The sequence below is a fragment of the Mesorhizobium sp. M8A.F.Ca.ET.208.01.1.1 genome (assembly GCF_004791315.1).
In the GTDB taxonomy this organism is placed as follows: domain Bacteria; phylum Pseudomonadota; class Alphaproteobacteria; order Rhizobiales; family Rhizobiaceae; genus Mesorhizobium.
This window is the reverse complement of sequence record NZ_SRUT01000002.1, coordinates 559,033-574,498: the sequence shown is the minus strand read 5'-3', so window position 1 is coordinate 574,498 and position 15,466 is coordinate 559,033. Positions and strand designations below refer to the sequence as shown.

Annotated in this window: 13 protein-coding genes; 7 read left to right on the top strand and 6 right to left on the bottom strand. The window is 63.4% G+C overall.

Annotation, left to right across the window (positions count from 1 at the left end):
- Positions 1–44: 44 nt before the first annotated feature.
- From EN851_RS13260 to EN851_RS13240, 5 genes are all read right to left on the bottom strand, one after another.
- Positions 45–1,013: an ABC transporter permease gene (locus EN851_RS13260; protein ID WP_027144667.1), complete on the bottom strand. Its 969-nt coding sequence runs from the start codon at positions 1,011–1,013 to the stop codon at positions 45–47.
- Positions 1,010–2,563, bottom strand: coding sequence for a sugar ABC transporter ATP-binding protein (locus EN851_RS13255; RefSeq protein WP_127872336.1), 1,554 nt, complete (start codon positions 2,561–2,563; stop codon positions 1,010–1,012). Before EN851_RS13255 ends, EN851_RS13260 begins: the two co-directional genes overlap by 4 nt.
- Before the next feature lie 159 nt (positions 2,564–2,722).
- Positions 2,723–3,718 carry an ABC transporter substrate-binding protein gene (locus EN851_RS13250; RefSeq protein ID WP_127872337.1) on the bottom strand — a complete coding sequence of 332 codons (996 nt, stop codon included), beginning with the start codon at positions 3,716–3,718 and terminating at the stop codon, positions 2,723–2,725.
- 337 nt (positions 3,719–4,055) lie between these two features.
- Positions 4,056–5,054 carry an aldo/keto reductase gene (locus EN851_RS13245; RefSeq protein WP_127277040.1) on the bottom strand — a complete coding sequence of 333 codons (999 nt, stop codon included), beginning with the start codon at positions 5,052–5,054 and terminating at the stop codon, positions 4,056–4,058.
- Positions 5,055–5,117: 63 nt separating this feature from the next.
- The gene (locus EN851_RS13240) at positions 5,118–6,623 is read right to left on the bottom strand and encodes an altronate dehydratase family protein (RefSeq protein WP_127872338.1); all 1,506 of its coding nucleotides are present in this window, start codon (positions 6,621–6,623) and stop codon (positions 5,118–5,120) included.
- A 237-nt stretch (positions 6,624–6,860) separates the two neighbouring features.
- Between EN851_RS13240 and EN851_RS13235 the strand changes: the two genes are divergently transcribed.
- The 6 genes from EN851_RS13235 to gndA all read left to right on the top strand — a co-directional run bounded on the left by EN851_RS13235 (position 6,861) and on the right by gndA (position 12,703).
- A complete protein-coding gene (locus EN851_RS13235; protein ID WP_135929389.1) occupies positions 6,861–7,763 on the top strand; it encodes a GntR family transcriptional regulator in 903 nt (300 codons plus the stop codon).
- A gap of 120 nt (positions 7,764–7,883) precedes the next feature.
- Positions 7,884–8,240, top strand: a complete 357-nt coding sequence (locus EN851_RS13230; protein WP_135915244.1) for a DUF2946 family protein — start codon at positions 7,884–7,886, stop codon at positions 8,238–8,240.
- Positions 8,241–8,336: 96 nt separating this feature from the next.
- A complete protein-coding gene (locus EN851_RS13225; RefSeq protein WP_135914963.1) occupies positions 8,337–8,879 on the top strand; it encodes a copper chaperone PCu(A)C in 543 nt (180 codons plus the stop codon).
- A 39-nt stretch (positions 8,880–8,918) separates the two neighbouring features.
- Complete coding sequence (locus EN851_RS13220) at positions 8,919–9,437, top strand: YcnI family protein (RefSeq protein ID WP_135929388.1); 519 nt, start codon at positions 8,919–8,921, stop codon at positions 9,435–9,437.
- Positions 9,438–9,564: 127 nt separating this feature from the next.
- Positions 9,565–11,124, top strand: coding sequence for a copper resistance CopC/CopD family protein (locus tag EN851_RS13215; protein WP_135929604.1), 1,560 nt, complete (start codon positions 9,565–9,567; stop codon positions 11,122–11,124).
- A gap of 151 nt (positions 11,125–11,275) precedes the next feature.
- Positions 11,276–12,703, top strand: a complete 1,428-nt coding sequence (gene gndA / locus EN851_RS13210; protein ID WP_135929387.1) for an NADP-dependent phosphogluconate dehydrogenase — start codon at positions 11,276–11,278, stop codon at positions 12,701–12,703.
- On the opposite strand, the gene EN851_RS13205 is transcribed toward gndA, so the two are convergent.
- The gene (locus EN851_RS13205; RefSeq protein WP_127872343.1) at positions 12,700–13,752 is read right to left on the bottom strand and encodes a LacI family transcriptional regulator; all 1,053 of its coding nucleotides are present in this window, start codon (positions 13,750–13,752) and stop codon (positions 12,700–12,702) included. The genes gndA and EN851_RS13205 overlap by 4 nt on opposite strands.
- Positions 13,753–14,161: 409 nt before the next feature.
- On the opposite strand from EN851_RS13205, the gene EN851_RS13200 reads away from it, so the two are divergent.
- Positions 14,162–15,400: an ABC transporter substrate-binding protein gene (locus tag EN851_RS13200; RefSeq protein WP_135929386.1), complete on the top strand. Its 1,239-nt coding sequence runs from the start codon at positions 14,162–14,164 to the stop codon at positions 15,398–15,400.
- The last annotated feature ends 66 nt before the right edge of the window (positions 15,401–15,466 follow it).

Here is a 15,466-nt window from a genome sequence, read left to right as displayed (position 1 = left end):
GCCCGTTTTGATACTGGGCCGGAGTTCGATTTTCGGTTCGTTGACTACTTGCCGCCGCGGCGGCGCAGGCCATCGAAATAGACGATGACGATGATCAGCACGCCGGTGATGACACGCTGCCAGAAGGCGTTGACGTTGAGCAGGTTGGCGCCGTTGTTGATGGTCGCCAGGATGAAGGCGCCGAGCAGTGGCCCGTGCACCGAGCCGACCGCGCCGAACAGTGAGGTGCCGCCGATCACCGACGAGGCGATCGCCTGCAGTTCCCACCCTTCGGCCTGGGTCGGGTTGCCGATGCCGATGCGCGAAGCCAAGAGCACGCCGACGAACGCCGCGCACAGACCCGACAGCGTGTAGGCCATGAAGATGGTGCGCTGGACGTTAACGCCGGACAGGCGCGAGGCCTCGGCGTTCGACCCAACCGAGAACAGATACCGGCCCCAGCGGCTGTGATGCAGGAAGACATAGGCGGGTATGCCGACCAGCAGGACCATCCAGAACAGATTAGGGACGCCGAGGAAGGAGTTGCGCGAGAATTCCTGGAAAGCATCATTGTTGATCGAAATCGAATTGCCGTTGGTCATCAAGAGGCCAATGCCGCGCAGCGACGTCAGGGTCGCCAGCGTGATGATGAAAGGCGGCAGGCCCATCTTGACGATGCCAAAACCATGGAAGAGGCCGATGGCGACGCCGACCAGCAAGGTGAGCAGGATGGCGAGGAAGACCGGGACGCCGGCGTTGATCAACATCGCGGCGATGACGGTTGCGAAGCCAACCACCGCGCCCACGGACAGATCGATGCCGCCGGTGATGATGACGAAGGTCTGGCCGACAGCCAAAATGGCGATCATCGAACCCTGGCGCAGCAGATTCGAGATGTTGTTGGCCGACGCGAAGCTCGATGTGGATAACGACAGGATGACCCACAGCAGCACCAGCAGCGCCAGCAGCGTCAGTCCGAACAGGGCGTTGTAATTGCGCTTCGGTTTTTCGGCAGGGATCGCCTCGGTGCTCATGTCTTTCCTCCCAACTTTTCTTGTTTCTCGGCGAGCGCCTGTGTGAGGATGTCCTCGTGATCGGCGGTGTGGAAGCCGTGCGTGGCCACCAGCTTGCCGCGGCGGAACACGTGCAGCGTGTCGGCCAGTTCATAGACTTCCGGCAAATAGGATGAGATCAGGATGATGCCGGCGCCCTTTGACAAGAGCGCGCTGAACAGGCGGTAGATTTCGGCCTTGGTGCCGACATCGACGCCAACCGTCGGCTCGTCGAAGATGAACAGCTTGGCGCCATGGGCCAGCCATTTGCCGATGACGATCTTCTGCTGATTGCCGCCCGAAAGGCTGGAAGCCAACGCATGGCGCGTCGGGGTCTTGATCCTGAGGCCGGCGATTTGGCGGTCGGCCTCGGCCTTCTCTTTCGCGCTCGAGATCAACAGGTTGCGGGAGATGCGCTTGTAGATCGGCAAATTGAGGTTGAGGCCAACCGGCAGGTTGAGACAAAGGCCCTGGTCGCGGCGGCTTTCCGGCGCCAGCGCCATGCCGAGCTTGATCGCGTCATGCTCGGAGTTGATCTGGACATCCTTGCCTTCCCACAGGACCTGGCCGGCCGACTTCTTGTGCCGGCCGTAGAGCGTGGTGACGAATTCGCTGCGTCCGGCGCCGATCAGGCCGTAGAGCCCGACGATCTCGCCGGCACGGACTGTCATCGACACGTTTTCGAAGCCCTTGCCCGAGAGGTTCCTGGCCTCGACGATCGCGGCACCCGGAGTGAAATGATCCTTGTGGTAGATTTGTTCGATCGAGCGGTTGATCATCAGCTTGACGAGTTCGGCGTCATTGGTCTCGCTGATGTTCCTGGTGCCGACCAGCGTGCCGTCGCGCAGCACCGAAACACGATCGGCGAGCTCGAACACTTCCTCCATGCGATGGCTGATATAGATGATCGTCACGCCCTCCGACTTCAGCCGGCGGATCAAGGTGAAGAGCTGGTCGGCCTCCTTGCGGGTCAGGTAGGCGGTCGGCTCGTCGAAGATCAGGAACTTGGTGCCGCGCACGGTGGCGCGGGCGGCCGCGATCAGCTGCTGCTGGCCGATGGTGAGGTCACCGAGCATGACATGCGCCGGTAGGTCGAAGCCGAGGCCGTTGATGATCCTCTGCGCGTCTTTGACCATGGCGCGCTGTTGCAGGAGGCCGAAGCGGGACTCCTCCTCGCCTAAGAACATGTTGGCGGCGACGGTGAGATGGCGGCACAGCACCACCTCCTGGTGGACGGCGTTAATGCCCAGCGCCATCGCCTCGTGCGGGGTGGCCAAAGCCGCCGGCTTGCCCTCCCAGATGACCTCGCCGGAGGTACGCGGCATGACGCCGGTCAGAAGTTTTATGAGGGTCGATTTGCCGGCGCCGTTCTCGCCGACAATGGCGTGGATCTCGCCCGCTTTGAAGGCAAGGTGCACCGGCTTCAGCGCATGGGTGCCGGGGTAGCGCTTTTCGAGGCCGTTGAGTTCGAGGATCGTCCTGCCCGGCTGCAGCGTAGGTGCCGGGTGCAGTTCCTGCGCCGTCGACGTCATAACAATCCTCCCAGATTGGTCTCAATCGTTGGGTACGCAGCGATGCGTCTTGAACACGCATCTTGAAGGCGGAGCCTAAAGCACGCAGGCGAATTTCCAAATCGTCCGATGGATGTTTCCGGGGCGACGCCGCCCCGGAAACGATTGTCGCGACGCTGCTTATTTGAGCTTCGGGTTGAGCAGCGCGTCGATCTTGGGATCCTTCATATTGGCCTTGGTAACGAGGTTCGCGCCGGTGTCGACATTCGCCTCGACCTTCTCGCCCTTCGACGCGGCGAGTGCGGTCTTGATGCCGTCATAGCCCATCCGGTACGGGTCCTGGACGACGAGGCCGGAGATGACGCCATCATTCAAGAACTTGATCAGCTTCTCGTCGCTGTCGAAGCCGATCAGCCCGACCTTGCCGGCAAGGTTGTTCTCGGCGATCGCCTGGCCGACGCCCTGCGCCATGATCAGATTGGAGGCAAAGATGCCCTTGAGGTCGGGATTAGCGGTGATCAGGTCGGTGGCGATGTTGAGGCCGGTGGTGGCCTGACCGTCGGCGTATTTGTCGGCGATAAGCTCGAGGCCCGGATACTTGGCCTTGATCTGTTCGATGAAGCCTTGCTTGCGCTGCTCGAGCGAACCAGCGCCGGGAAGCGCCGTGATCAGCGCGACCTTGCCTTCGACCTTGCCCCCATTGGCGGCACCGATGGCGGCGGCGAGACCGTCAGCGGCGACGCGGCCGCCCTGCACGTTGTCGGTGGTCAGGAAGGAGGTGAAGGCCTTGGAGTCGGCGCCAGAGTCGATGCCGATGACCTTGACCTTGGAGGCCGCCTCGTCGATCGGCTTGCCGAGCGCCTTGAACTCGGTCGGCGAGATGACGACGGCGGCCGGGTTGCTGGCGACGGCGTTTTCGAGGATCGAGATCTGGCCGTTGACGTCGGTTTCAGCCTGGGCGCCGAGCTCCGGCACATTGACGCCGAGATCCTTGCCGGCCTTGCGGGCGCCGGCCAGAACGATCTGCCAGTAGAAAGAGGTCGTATCCTTGACGATGATCGGAATGGTCACGTCGGCCGCCGAGGCGGGCGCGGAATGCATCGCGCCGGCAAGCATCGACGCTGCTGCCAGGGCCACGAAAGCGCGGCGGTTGAGAAGGCTGGTCACGAATTTCATTAGGTTCCTCCCTAAGTCGCCTGGTGAAGGTTTAGCTCCGTTCGGATAGGCGTGGCCCAAACGGAACTTTATCAATAAAAAACAGTTGCACTGTTTTGATAGTGCATCGATCCAGCCGATGCAAGCGGTGTTTCCAGTCAGTCCTCCAAAGGCCTGACAATGCCTCGCCTACCAGCGCGGCTCCTCCCTTGTCGTAGTCAGGCGCTCCCGTTTCCGTTCCGAGAACGTATGGAATATTAATTCCATATGCCAGTCAATATGGAATGTTCGTTCTTTTCTGGATCGCGACATTGTGAAGTCGGCCCCTGACCCTATGGACATCGCGAAGTACGGGGCCTCAAGCCAGTTCCTGCACCACCGTGTAGGGACGATACTTGGCATATTCCGTCTCCGGCACGTCGATATCGAGCAGTTCGAGGTTGCGCGTCAGGTTCGCCAATTTTGCCGTGCCGGTCAGCACGGTGGCGACGGCTGGCTCGTGCAAGGGAAACTGAAACGCGGCCGCCGGCAGCGGATAACCGCCTTCACCGGCGATCTTCTCCATGGCGTCGACACGGTCGAGCACATCGTGGCTGGCGGGCTGGTAGTCGAAATGGGCGCCTTGCACCGGCCCGGTCGCCAATATGCCCGAGTTGAAAACGCCACCGATCACCAGCGACGTCTGTTGCGCACGGCACAGCGGCAGCAGTTCGGCTTCCGCGCTGCGGTCGAGCAAGGAATAACGGCTGGCGAGCAGGATGCAGTCGAGCGGCGCCCGGCGCATCACGTCAAGGCAGATTGGGACTTCGTTGACGCCGAGCCCATAGGCGGAAATCGTACCGGCCCGCTTCAACTCCTCAAGCGCCTTGAGCCCGCCATCCATCAGCTGGCGGAAATGCAGCTTGGTCTTCTCCACACCATGCGTGTAGACGCCGATGTCGTGCACATACAGGATGTCTATCCTGTTTAGCCCGAGGCGCGCATAGCTGAAGTCTACCGACCGCATGATGCCGTCATAGGAATAGTCGTAATCCAGCGCGAAGGGCAGCGGATCGACATAGGAGTGGTCGGGAACCTGGTCTTCCGGCACCGGGCGGAACAGGCGGCCGACCTTGGTCGAAAGCACGTAGGAATCGCGTGGCTTGTAGCGCAGGAAGTCGCCGAAGCGACGCTCCGACAGGCCGAAGCCGTAGAAGGGCGCGGTGTCGAAATAGCGCAAGCCCGCCTCCCAGGCGCCTTGCAGCGTTTCCATCGCCGCCTCGCGCGAACAGGCGCGGTAGAGGCCGCCGATCGCGGCGCCGCCAAAGCTGATCTCTGTGACCTCCAGCGCTGTCTGGCCGATGCGGCGTCTTTCCATGCACAACCTCCCCGTTCCCGGCCGTTGTCCAGCCCGGCAAGTTTATCAGATATTGCTTGAATTTCAGAGTGTCGCGCCGAGATGCCAGGGCACGAACTCGTTGTCGCCATAGCCGAAATCCTCGCTCTTGGTCTTGCGGCCCGAAGCCGTCTCGACGATGAGTTCGAAGATCTCGCGGCCCATGCCGGCGATGGTCTTTTCGCCGGAGGCGATGACGCCGCAATTGACGTCCATGTCCTCTTCCATCTGGTGATACATGGTCGAGTTGGTGGCGACCTTGATCGAGGGTGTCGGCCGGCAGCCGAAGCAGGAGCCGCGGCCGGTGGTAAAGACGATGACATTGGCGCCGCCCGCGACCTGTCCCGTGGCCGAGACCGGGTCGTACCCGGGCGTGTCCATGAACACCAGCCCGTTGCCGGTGACCTTCTCGGCGTAGCCGAACACGCCGTTGAGCGGCGTCTGGCCGCCCTTGGCGACGGCACCGAGCGACTTTTCCAGGATGGTGGTGAGGCCGCCGCGCTTGTTGCCGGGCGAGGGGTTGTTGTCGATCGAGGCGCCATGCTTGGCGACGTGATCTTCCCACCATTTCACATAGCCATCGAGCTTCTTGGCGACCTCGGGCGTCGCCGCACGATAGGCGAGCAGATGCTCGGCGCCATAAATCTCCGTCGTCTCGGAGAGGATGCCGATGCCGCCGACGCCAGCGAGAATGTCGACCGCCGCGCCCAGCGCCGGATTGGCCGTGATGCCAGACATGCCGTCGGAGCCGCCGCATTGCAGGCCGACGACGATCTCGCTGACCGGAATCGGCTCGCGCTTCAACTGGCCGACTTCCTCTGATATCTCGGCCAGCACGCCCATCGCCTTTTCCACCGATTTGCGCGACCCGCCGGCATCCTGGATGTTGAAGTGGCGCTTGCCGGCGGCGGCACCCTTCTGGCCGTAGAGGGTGAGCTGGTTGACCTCGCAGCCGAGGCCGACCATCAGCACGCCGCCGAAATTCGGATGGCGGGCATAGCCGGCCAAGGTCCGGTGCAGCACCATCATGCCGTCGCCGGTACCGCTCATGCCACAACCCTGGCCATGGACGATCGGCACGAAGCCATCGATGCCGGGATATTTCGGCAGCAAGGTCCTGTTGGCCGTGTCGGCGATCGAATGGCAGACGGTGGCCGAACAATTGACGCTGGCGATGATGCCGATGAAGTTGCGCGTGCCGGCGCGGCCATCGGCTCGGCGATAGCCCATGAAAGTGCGGGCGCGGTCAGCTTCGGTTGCGTGCTCGGCTTCGCTCGGCGGCACCACCGGCAGCCGGCCGGCCTCGAAAACCAGATTGTGCGAATGGACGTGCTCGCCCGGCGCGATGTCCTGTGTGGCGCGGCCGATCGCCTGGGCGTATTTGACCACGGCTTCACCCGCGGCGATCGGCTTGATCGCCACCTTGTGGCCAGGCTCGATGACGGCGGCAGCGAGCGCGCCGCCCGGCAGCGTGGTGCCGATCTCGATACGGCCATTGGCAACGGCGACATTGTCGGCGGGAGATAGAAGAATGGTGTTCGAGGCGTTCACGGGCGTTTCCTGGGTGATCCTGGGATGCGCGGATTGACACGCGCCTGTTAAGAGATAATGTCTTTTATCGTGAAAAAACAGTTTTGCGTCAATTGTTTTTTCGCTCGGGTCGGCCCTTGGTGGCGCTGGAAACAATGAGCCTGGCCCAGTGAAAGCGATTCCTGCTTTCAGGGTCCTGGGAAGATCATATTGCGCTTCAAGCCGGCCGCCGCAAGCGCGGGGATGAATGGGTCAGGGATGTCGAAGAGCAACAACGTCTACAAGGATGCCTACAACCGGTGCCTCAGGCTGCTCGACGAGACGCGCAGCCTGCCGTCGGAACCCGACCTGGGCGCGCTGCTCGGCGTCAGCCGCACGACCGTGCGCAGCATCCTGGCGCGTATGGAGGAAACCGGGCTGATCGCCTGGAACAAGCGCGCCAAGACGGTGCTGCGCGACCCGCATCCCGACGATTTCTTCCCCGAGGAAGAGACCGACACACTGGCCGAGATCATCGAGCGGTCGTTCATGCGGAGGCTGCTTGCCGGCGGCGCCGAGGCCGGCATGCAGATCAACGAGCTCGAACTGGCGCGTGAGATCGGTGTCGGCACCACCAGCGTGCGCGAGTTCCTGATCCGCTTCTCCCGTTTCGGCCTGATCGAGAAACGCCGCAACAGCCATTGGGTGCTGAAAGGTTTTACACGCGCCTTCGCGCTGGAACTGACCGAGATCCGCGAGATATTCGAATTGCGCTCGGCCGCCGCGTTCACCGCGCTGCCGCGGGATAGTCCGGTCTGGGGGGATCTCGACCGGCTGGAGGAGGAACACCGCGCTCTGGCGCGCGAGATTGCAACGCGCTTCAATGAGTTTTCGGAGCTGGACGAGCGCTTCCACCGGCTTATCCATCGCGCCTCGCACAACCGCTTCATCGTTGATTTCTACGACGTCATCGCCATGATCTTCCATTACCATTACCAGTGGAACAAGGCACAGGAACGCGAGCGCAACGAAGTCGCGATCGGCGAGCATCTATCCTATATCGAGGCACTCAAGTCGCGCGACCTCGGCAAGGTCGATGCAGCCTGCCGCAAGCATCTGAAGTCGGCACGCCAGACATTGCTGACCTCGATCCCGGAAAGCCGGCCATCCCAAAAGAGCTGATCCTGCCGCGTTGCCGCAGCATCGAATTGGCGATTTTCGACCTGTCTCGGCCGTGCTAGGTATCGTCATCGATTGTTTGAAGAGGCAGATGGCTTGATCGGCCCGGGGAGACGGTGGAGCATTCCGGTCGTGCTTGTCGCGGCCTATTTGCTGTTGCTCCAGTCGACACTTGGTGCGTTCGCCCTCAGCACCGCGCCGAGTGCCGCGCAGCTCGATGCCTTCGGCAACGTCATCTGTACCCACGACGGCGCCTCCCAGCTTCCCGGCGGCGACCAGCATCCGTCCCACCTGCCGGCCTGCTGCACACTTGGCTGCGGCATGTTTTCGCCGGCCTATGCGCCGCCGCCCGATGCCGGGCTTGCACTTGCGTCCCTTTCCTTCGAGGCCGTCGCCTTCGTCTTCCCGGCGACCACGCATCTCGACTTCGCCCGCGAACGCTCCCCGTCGAACCCGCGCGCGCCGCCGCTGGCGGGTTAAGCCTGCTTGCTTGCGGAACCTTTCGCGAGCGTACTCATCCAAGATCAAAACCATTCGCGACCGGCGACGGCGCGATCATCACGTCATGGAGCAACCATGTCCCATTCTTTCCGTATGTCGGCGGGCATCGCGTTCGGCCGCACCCTGTCTCGCTTCAAAGCCGATCTTGGCATCATCACATTGGCCTTTTCCCTGTTGTTCGTTGGCGCCCAGGCCGTACCGGCGCATGAATTCAAGGTCGGCGATCTCGAAATCGTACACCCCTGGTCGCGCGCCACGCCGGCTGGCGCCAAGGTGGCCGGCGGCTATTTCACCATCGTCAACAAGGGCAGTACACCGGACCGGCTGCTGTCGATCTCCTCCGACGTCTCCGAAAAGGCCGAACTGCATCAAATGGGGGTCACGGACGGCGTCATGACCATGCGGCCAGTGGACGGTGGCTTGGAAATCCCGGCAGGCGGCAAGGTCGCGCTCGCGCCTGGAGGCTATCACCTAATGTTCATCGGCCTGAAGCGGCAACCCAAGCAGGGCGAAAAGTTCGCCGCCACGCTGACCTTCGAGAAGGCCGGTACGGTCAGCGTCGAGTTCGCCGTCGAGGGCATGGGCGAAATGGGTGGCATGGACGACCACGCCAATTGATCGTGCCGATCCACCTATTTTGACATCAGAGGGACCCTCATGATCAGATATCTTTTGGCGGCCGGCGCGTTTCTCGTGCTGGGGACAAATGCCGCCTTCGCGCACATCACGCTCGAGACCCAGGAGGCGGCGGTCGGCTCGACCTACAAGGCAGTGCTGCGCGTGCCGCATGGTTGCGACGGCAAGGCGACGACCGCCGTACGCGTGCAGATCCCGGAAGGGGTGATTGCGGTCAAGCCGATGCCCAAGCCTGGCTGGACACTGCAGACCAAGAAGGGCAAGTACGAGAAGTCGTACCTGCTCTTCGGCGAGGCGGTGGCCGACGGGGTGAAGGAAGTCGACTGGAGCGGCGGCAATCTGCCGGATGAATTTTACGACGAGTTCGCCTTCCGGGCGACGCTGACGGCGGATTTGCCCGCCGGCCAGAAACTCTACTTCCCGGTGGTGCAGGAATGCGGCGATGCCGCCGCCCGCTGGATCGAGATTCCGGCGGCCGGACAGGATGAGGACGCGCTTGAGAACCCGGCGCCCGGCATCAAGCTCACGCCGAAGAAATGATTTTCTGGCGGCGCGCCCTGTCGGCAAGGTGCGCCGTCAATTCCATGGCGACAGCATGAACGCGAGATCCCCACTTCAAAGGCCCGCAACGACCAGCAAGCGATTCGGCTGGCCCGGTCTTTTCGCGATGGTCATCGCGTTCATCGTCATGGCCTCGACAAGCCAGGCCTTTGCCCATGCGGCGCTGATCAAGACCGACCCGGCCGACGGCGCCGTGCTGGCACAGGCGCCGGCGCGGTTCTCGCTGACCTTCAGCGAGCCGGTTGCGCCGCTGGTGCTGACACTGGTGAGGCCCGACGGCACGCCAGTTGCGCTGACATCCTTCCGCCTCAGCGACCAGACGGTCGAGATCGACAATGCGCAGGCGCTCAAATCGGGCACGCATGTGCTGAGCTGGCGTGTCATTTCCGCCGACGGCCATCCGGTCGGCGGCTCGCTCTTGTTTTCCATCGGCGCGCCAAGCGAGCCGCCGGCCGTCTCCGAAGCGATCGACTGGCCGCTGCGGTCGGCGATCTGGATCGGCAAGGTCCTTCTCTATGCAGGGCTTTTCCTCGGCATTGGCGGCGCTTTCGCCCTTGCCTGGCTGGCTGGCGATGGCCGCGCCGGTCAGCGCTTTGTTGCCGGGACGATTCTGTGCGGACTGGTGGCGGCGCCGCTATCGCTGGGCTTGCAAGGCCTCGATGCGCTTGGAGCGCCGCTCTCCCATCTGGCGCAGCCGGTTGTCTGGCGCACCGGTCTCGGCACCAGCTTCGGCTGGACGGTGCTGATCGCTCTGATCGCGCTGGGTCTCGGCCTGCTTTCGCTGGCCGGACCGCGCGCGGCTGCCAGGCCGCTTGCCCTTGCCGGGCTGGCGGGTGTGGGCGCGGCACTTGCCGCAAGCGGCCACGCCAGTGCCGCTGAGCCGCAATGGCTGACACGGCCGCTGGTCTTCGTGCATGGCGCCGGTATCGCTTTTTGGGCCGGCGCTCTGGTGCCGCTCGGTCTCGCGCTGAAGCGTCAAGCGGCCGGTGCCGTCGAATTCCTGCGCCGCTTCTCATGGGCCATCCTGCCTGTGGTCGCCTTGCTTGCCGCGGCGGGCGTCGTGTTGGCCGTGATCCAGGTGCGGACGCCCTTGGCGCTGATCGACACCGCCTATGGCCGGCTGCTGCTGGTCAAGCTCGCGCTGTTGGTCTTCCTGTTCACGCTTGCCGCCGTCAATCGCTGGAAGCTCACCGCTTCGGCCGAGGCGGGCGCGACCGAGGTGCAACGCAGGCTCACCCGCTCGGTCGGCGTCGAAGTGCTGATCGTGCTGGCGATCTTCGGTGTCGCCGCGGGCTGGCGCTTTACACCGCCGCCGCGGGCGCTGGCGATCGCGGCGGCGCAACCGGTTTCGGTCCACATCCACGCGCTGCAGGCGATGGCCGATCTCAGCATCGCGCCTGGCCACGCCGGCCGGGTTTCCGCCTCGATGATCATCATGACCGGAGATTTCGGACCGCTCGATGCCAAGGAAGTGACGCTGGTGCTGTCGAAGCCCGACTCCGGCATCGAGCCGCTGAAGCGCGCGGCAACCAAGCCCGGCGACGGCAGCTGGCGTGTCGACAATCTCGTCATTCCAGTGCCCGGCCGCTGGACGGCGCGCATCGACATCCTGGTCTCGGACTTCGACGTGGTGAAGATCGAGGCGCCGATCGACATCAGGCCGTAACTCACGGATGTGATACCATTGTCGAACGGGAAACGTCTGCGTGCGGCTATAACACAATTCGGCGAGGCGGTTGACGCGGCCCGAAACGCTCGTCAATCATCGCCCGCAAAACACGGCCTCAACAAAGCGATCCGAAAGCAGGGAAGAAACGATGGAAAAAGCCGAAATCGGCCTGATCGGCCTTGGCACGATGGGTTCCAACCTGGCGCTGAACATCGCCGAACACGGGCACCGCATCGCCGTCTTCAACCGCACCAAGGCACGCACCGACGCCTTCGTGGAGAATGCCGGTGCGCTCAGGAACATGGTCGTCCCCTGTTACAGCCTGGAAGAGCTTGCCGCGGCGATCCGGCCACCGCGCCCGATCATCATCATGGTGCTGGCCGGCAAGCCGGTGGACGAGCAGATCGAGGCGCTGCGCGGCGTGCTGTCGGCCAACGACATCGTCATCGACGCCGGCAATGCCAACTTCCGCGACACGATGCGGCGCTTCTCGGAACTGTCCGGCTCGGGTTTGACCTTTATCGGCATGGGTGTCTCGGGCGGCGAGGAGGGCGCGCGCCATGGACCGTCGATCATGGTCGGCGGCACCGAGGACTCGTGGAAGCGCGTCGAGAAGGTACTGACCGCCATCTCCGCCAAGTTCAAGGACGAGCCCTGTGCCGCCTGGCTCGGCACCGACGGCGCCGGGCATTTCGTCAAGACCATCCACAACGGCATCGAATATGCCGACATGCAGATGATTGCCGAGATCTACGGCATCCTGCGCGATGGCCTGGGCATGGGGCCGAAGGATATCGGCACGGTATTTTCCAACTGGAACAAGGGCCGGCTCAATTCCTACCTGATCGAGATCACCGCCAAGGTGCTCGCCGCCGACGATCCGAAGACCGGCAAGCCGGTGGTCGACATCATCCTCGATCGCGCCGGCCAGAAGGGCACCGGCAAGTGGTCCGTCATCGAGGCGCAGCAGCTCGGCATTCCGGCGACCGCGATCGAGGCGGCGGTGGCGGCGCGCGTGCTGTCGTCGATCAAGGACGAAAGGCAGGCAGCCGAAAAGGCCTATGGCAATATCGGCGTGACGAAAATTTCGGGCGACAAGGACACGCTGCTGAAAGACCTCGAACTGGCGCTATTCGCCGGCAAGATTGCTGCTTACGCGCAGGGCTTTGCCGTGATGGCCGGCGCCTCGAAGGAGTTCAACTGGAACCTGCCGATGCCGACCATCGCCAAGATCTGGCGCGCCGGCTGCATCATCCGCTCGCAAATGCTCGACACAATGGCCGAGGCCTTCAGCAGTGGCGGCGCTTCGACCAACCTGCTGATGGCGCCGGCTTTCATCAGCTTGATGCAGGAGGCGCATCCGTCGCTGCGGCGCATCGTGGCGAGGGCTTCCGAAGCCGGGACGCCGGTGCCGGCGCTGTCTTCAGCGCTTGCCTATTTCGACAGCTATCGCCAGGGCCGCGGCACCTCGAACCTGATCCAGGCGCAGCGCGACTTCTTCGGTGCGCATGGTTTCGAGCGCATCGGCGAGCAGGGTGCGTTCCACGGCCCTTGGGGCAGCGGCGCGGCGCGTTAGTCGCCTGAGCGCCGATAGGCCACAACGCCCTTCGGCTCGCTCAGGCTCTGCAGCGAGCCGGGCGCGGTGCCGCCGATCCAGCCGAGCACCGAGCGCGCAAGCTCGGAGCCGGCCAGCCGGAAATCTTCGTTGACGACCAGCAATTCATGCCGGAACAGATGCAGCAGATCCGACGACTGCTTCGACACCACGTCGACGTCGCGGCCGAGCTTGAAGCCGGCATCCTCTATACCGGCGACGATGGCGAGCGTCGCGGCGGCGGCGCTGCTGATAATGCCGTCCGGTCTGATATCGCGCCGCATCAGCTGCGCGGTCCTCATCCTGATCTGTTCGATCGAATGGTCGATCGAGATGGTGTTGAACGGCACCTCGCTGGCGCCGACTTCGCTCAGCGCGTCGGCAAAGCCGTCGACCGTATGGCGGTAGTAGCTCAAACCGGCCGGCGGCGTCACCAAAGCGAGCCGGCGGCGGCCCATGCCGGCGAGATGGCGCACGGCCTCAGCCGCGAAGGCGTAGTTGTCGAAATCATGGTAGGGATGAACCAGCCCCATATCGGTGCGGCCATGCGTGGCGAAGGGTATGCCGCGCTCCAGCATGTAGCGGGCGCGGGGATCGTTCGGCTGCGTGCGCGAGATGATGACGCCGTCGGCCGAACCGGTCTCCACGAGATAGCGCACCGGATCCAGCGGATCCTGCGAGCGCGAATAGGGTGTGACGATCAGGTGATAGGGCGTATCGGCGATGACTTCGGTGACGCCATAGATGATGTCGGAGACGAAGCTCATGATCTCCTGCTCGGTGTTGAGCACGAGGCTGATGACATTGGTCTTGCCGGTCCTGAGGCGCACGCCGGCGCGGTTGGGCCGGTAGCCGATCTGCTTGGCGACGAGCTGGACGCGACGCCTGGTCTCGGCGCCGATCTCCGGGGCATCCTTCAGGGCGCGCGATACGGTGGTGACGCCGAGCCCGGTCATGAAGGCAAGCGTCTTCAGCGTCGGCCGTTCTTGCGCCGACGCCTCTTCGGTTTTTTTCGTCCGCTGTTTGTCCATTCTTCCCGCCCGTCAGGCGCATAGCAGCCGCAGGCCGGGTCGGCAATCGCCGCAATCCGCAATCCGGCGTGATTTCAGGCCTTGCGTGGCTGCAATATACTGAAACGTTACAGATTGCCAATCTCGGCTTGTCGTCCGCCAGTATGGCTGCGGATATCTGGCGGGCAAATTCTCTTGGGAATCCAAGGCGAAATGCCGTCTTCGCGGCGACTTTGCCGAGTTTTACAGGAAAATTGACCGTTTGGCACTGCAATCCCGGCGTGTTGCGATGCACCACACGCGGCGGGCTCCAAGAATTTATTCGCGCTTCGAAAAAATGTAAGGTCACCCGCACGGCCGGGGTTGCACCATCGGCGCAATTGCCGTATCGAAAATCTGTAACGTTTCAGATTTCTGGGAGGAAGCCGAAATGCGATACAAATTCCTGACCGCTGCCTTTGCCGCGACAGTTGCGCTCAACGTTGCCGGGCCGGCGGCCGCGACCGATCTGGAAGTCACCCATTGGTGGACCTCCGGTGGCGAGGCGGCGGCGGTCGCCGAACTCGCCAAGGCATTCGACGCCACAGGCAATCACTGGGTCGACGGTGCCATCGCCGGGTCCGGCGGTACGGCGCGGCCGATCATGATCAGCCGCATCACGGGCGGCGATCCGATGGGAGCCACCCAATTCAATCATGGCCGGCAGGCGGAAGAACTGGTGCAGGCCGGCCTGATGCGCGACCTCACCGATGTCGCCACCAAGGGCAAATGGACGGAAGTGGTGCGGCCCAAGAGCCTGCTCGACAGTTGCACGATCGGCGGCAAGATCTATTGCGTGCCGGTCAACATCCATTCCTGGCAATGGCTGTGGCTGTCGAACGCGGCCTTCGAGAAGGCCGGCGTGCCGGTGCCGAAGAACTGGAATGAATATGTGGCCGCGGCCCCGGCGCTGGAGAAGGCAGGCATCGTGCCGCTCGCGGTCGGTGGGCAGGCCTGGCAGGCATCGGGCGCCTTCGACGTGCTGCTTGCCGCGGTCGGCGGAACCGACACCTTCCTCAAGGTCTACAAGGACAAGGACGCCAAGTTCGCAGCCGGTCCCGAAGTCGCCAAGGTCTTCAAGGCGGCCGACGATGCGCGCAAGATGGCCAAGAACACCAATGTGCAGGACTGGAACCAGGCCACCAACATGGTCATCACCGGCAAGGCCGGCGGCCAGATCATGGGCGACTGGGCACAAGGCGAGTTCCAGGTCGCCGGCAAGACCGCCGGCAAGGACTATACCTGTCTTCCCGGCCTTGGCCTGAACGAGGTCATCGCCACGGGCGGCGACGCCTTCTATTTCCCGCTGCTCAAGGATGCCGACAAGGCCAAGGCGCAGGAAGTACTGGCCGAAACCCTGCTCGATCCCAAGACCCAGGTCGCCTTCAACCTCAAGAAGGGCTCGCTGCCGGTGCGCGGCGACGTCGACCTCGACGCGGCCAATGACTGCATGAAGAAGGGCCTCGCCATCCTGGCCAAGGGCGCGGTCATCCCGTGGACGGACCAGCTGCTCTCGCAGGACAGCCAGAAGCAGAAGGAGGACCTGTTCTCGGAGTTCTTCGCCAAGCCCGACATGACCCTCGAAGAGGCGCAGAAGCGCTTCGCCGACATCATCGCTTCCGCCGATTGATCTCAGGCGCCCCCCGCCAGCTCCCGGCCCCTGTCCATCGAGGGTCGGGAGCGTGAGGCTCTCATT

Coding starts and splice junctions, on each gene's coding strand:
- EN851_RS13260 (WP_027144667.1), bottom strand. CDS start 1,013: ATGAGCACCGAGGCGATCCCTGCCGAAAAACCGAAGCGCAATTACAAC.
- gndA (WP_135929387.1), top strand. CDS start 11,276: ATGGAAAAAGCCGAAATCGGCCTGATCGGCCTTGGCACGATGGGTTCC.
- EN851_RS13220 (WP_135929388.1), top strand. CDS start 8,919: ATGATCAGATATCTTTTGGCGGCCGGCGCGTTTCTCGTGCTGGGGACA.
- EN851_RS13245 (WP_127277040.1), bottom strand. CDS start 5,054: ATGGAAAGACGCCGCATCGGCCAGACAGCGCTGGAGGTCACAGAGATC.
- EN851_RS13225 (WP_135914963.1), top strand. CDS start 8,337: ATGTCCCATTCTTTCCGTATGTCGGCGGGCATCGCGTTCGGCCGCACC.
- EN851_RS13200 (WP_135929386.1), top strand. CDS start 14,162: ATGCGATACAAATTCCTGACCGCTGCCTTTGCCGCGACAGTTGCGCTC.
- EN851_RS13255 (WP_127872336.1), bottom strand. CDS start 2,563: ATGACGTCGACGGCGCAGGAACTGCACCCGGCACCTACGCTGCAGCCG.
- EN851_RS13215 (WP_135929604.1), top strand. CDS start 9,565: ATGGTCATCGCGTTCATCGTCATGGCCTCGACAAGCCAGGCCTTTGCC.
- EN851_RS13250 (WP_127872337.1), bottom strand. CDS start 3,718: ATGAAATTCGTGACCAGCCTTCTCAACCGCCGCGCTTTCGTGGCCCTG.
- EN851_RS13235 (WP_135929389.1), top strand. CDS start 6,861: ATGTCGAAGAGCAACAACGTCTACAAGGATGCCTACAACCGGTGCCTC.
- EN851_RS13205 (WP_127872343.1), bottom strand. CDS start 13,752: ATGGACAAACAGCGGACGAAAAAAACCGAAGAGGCGTCGGCGCAAGAA.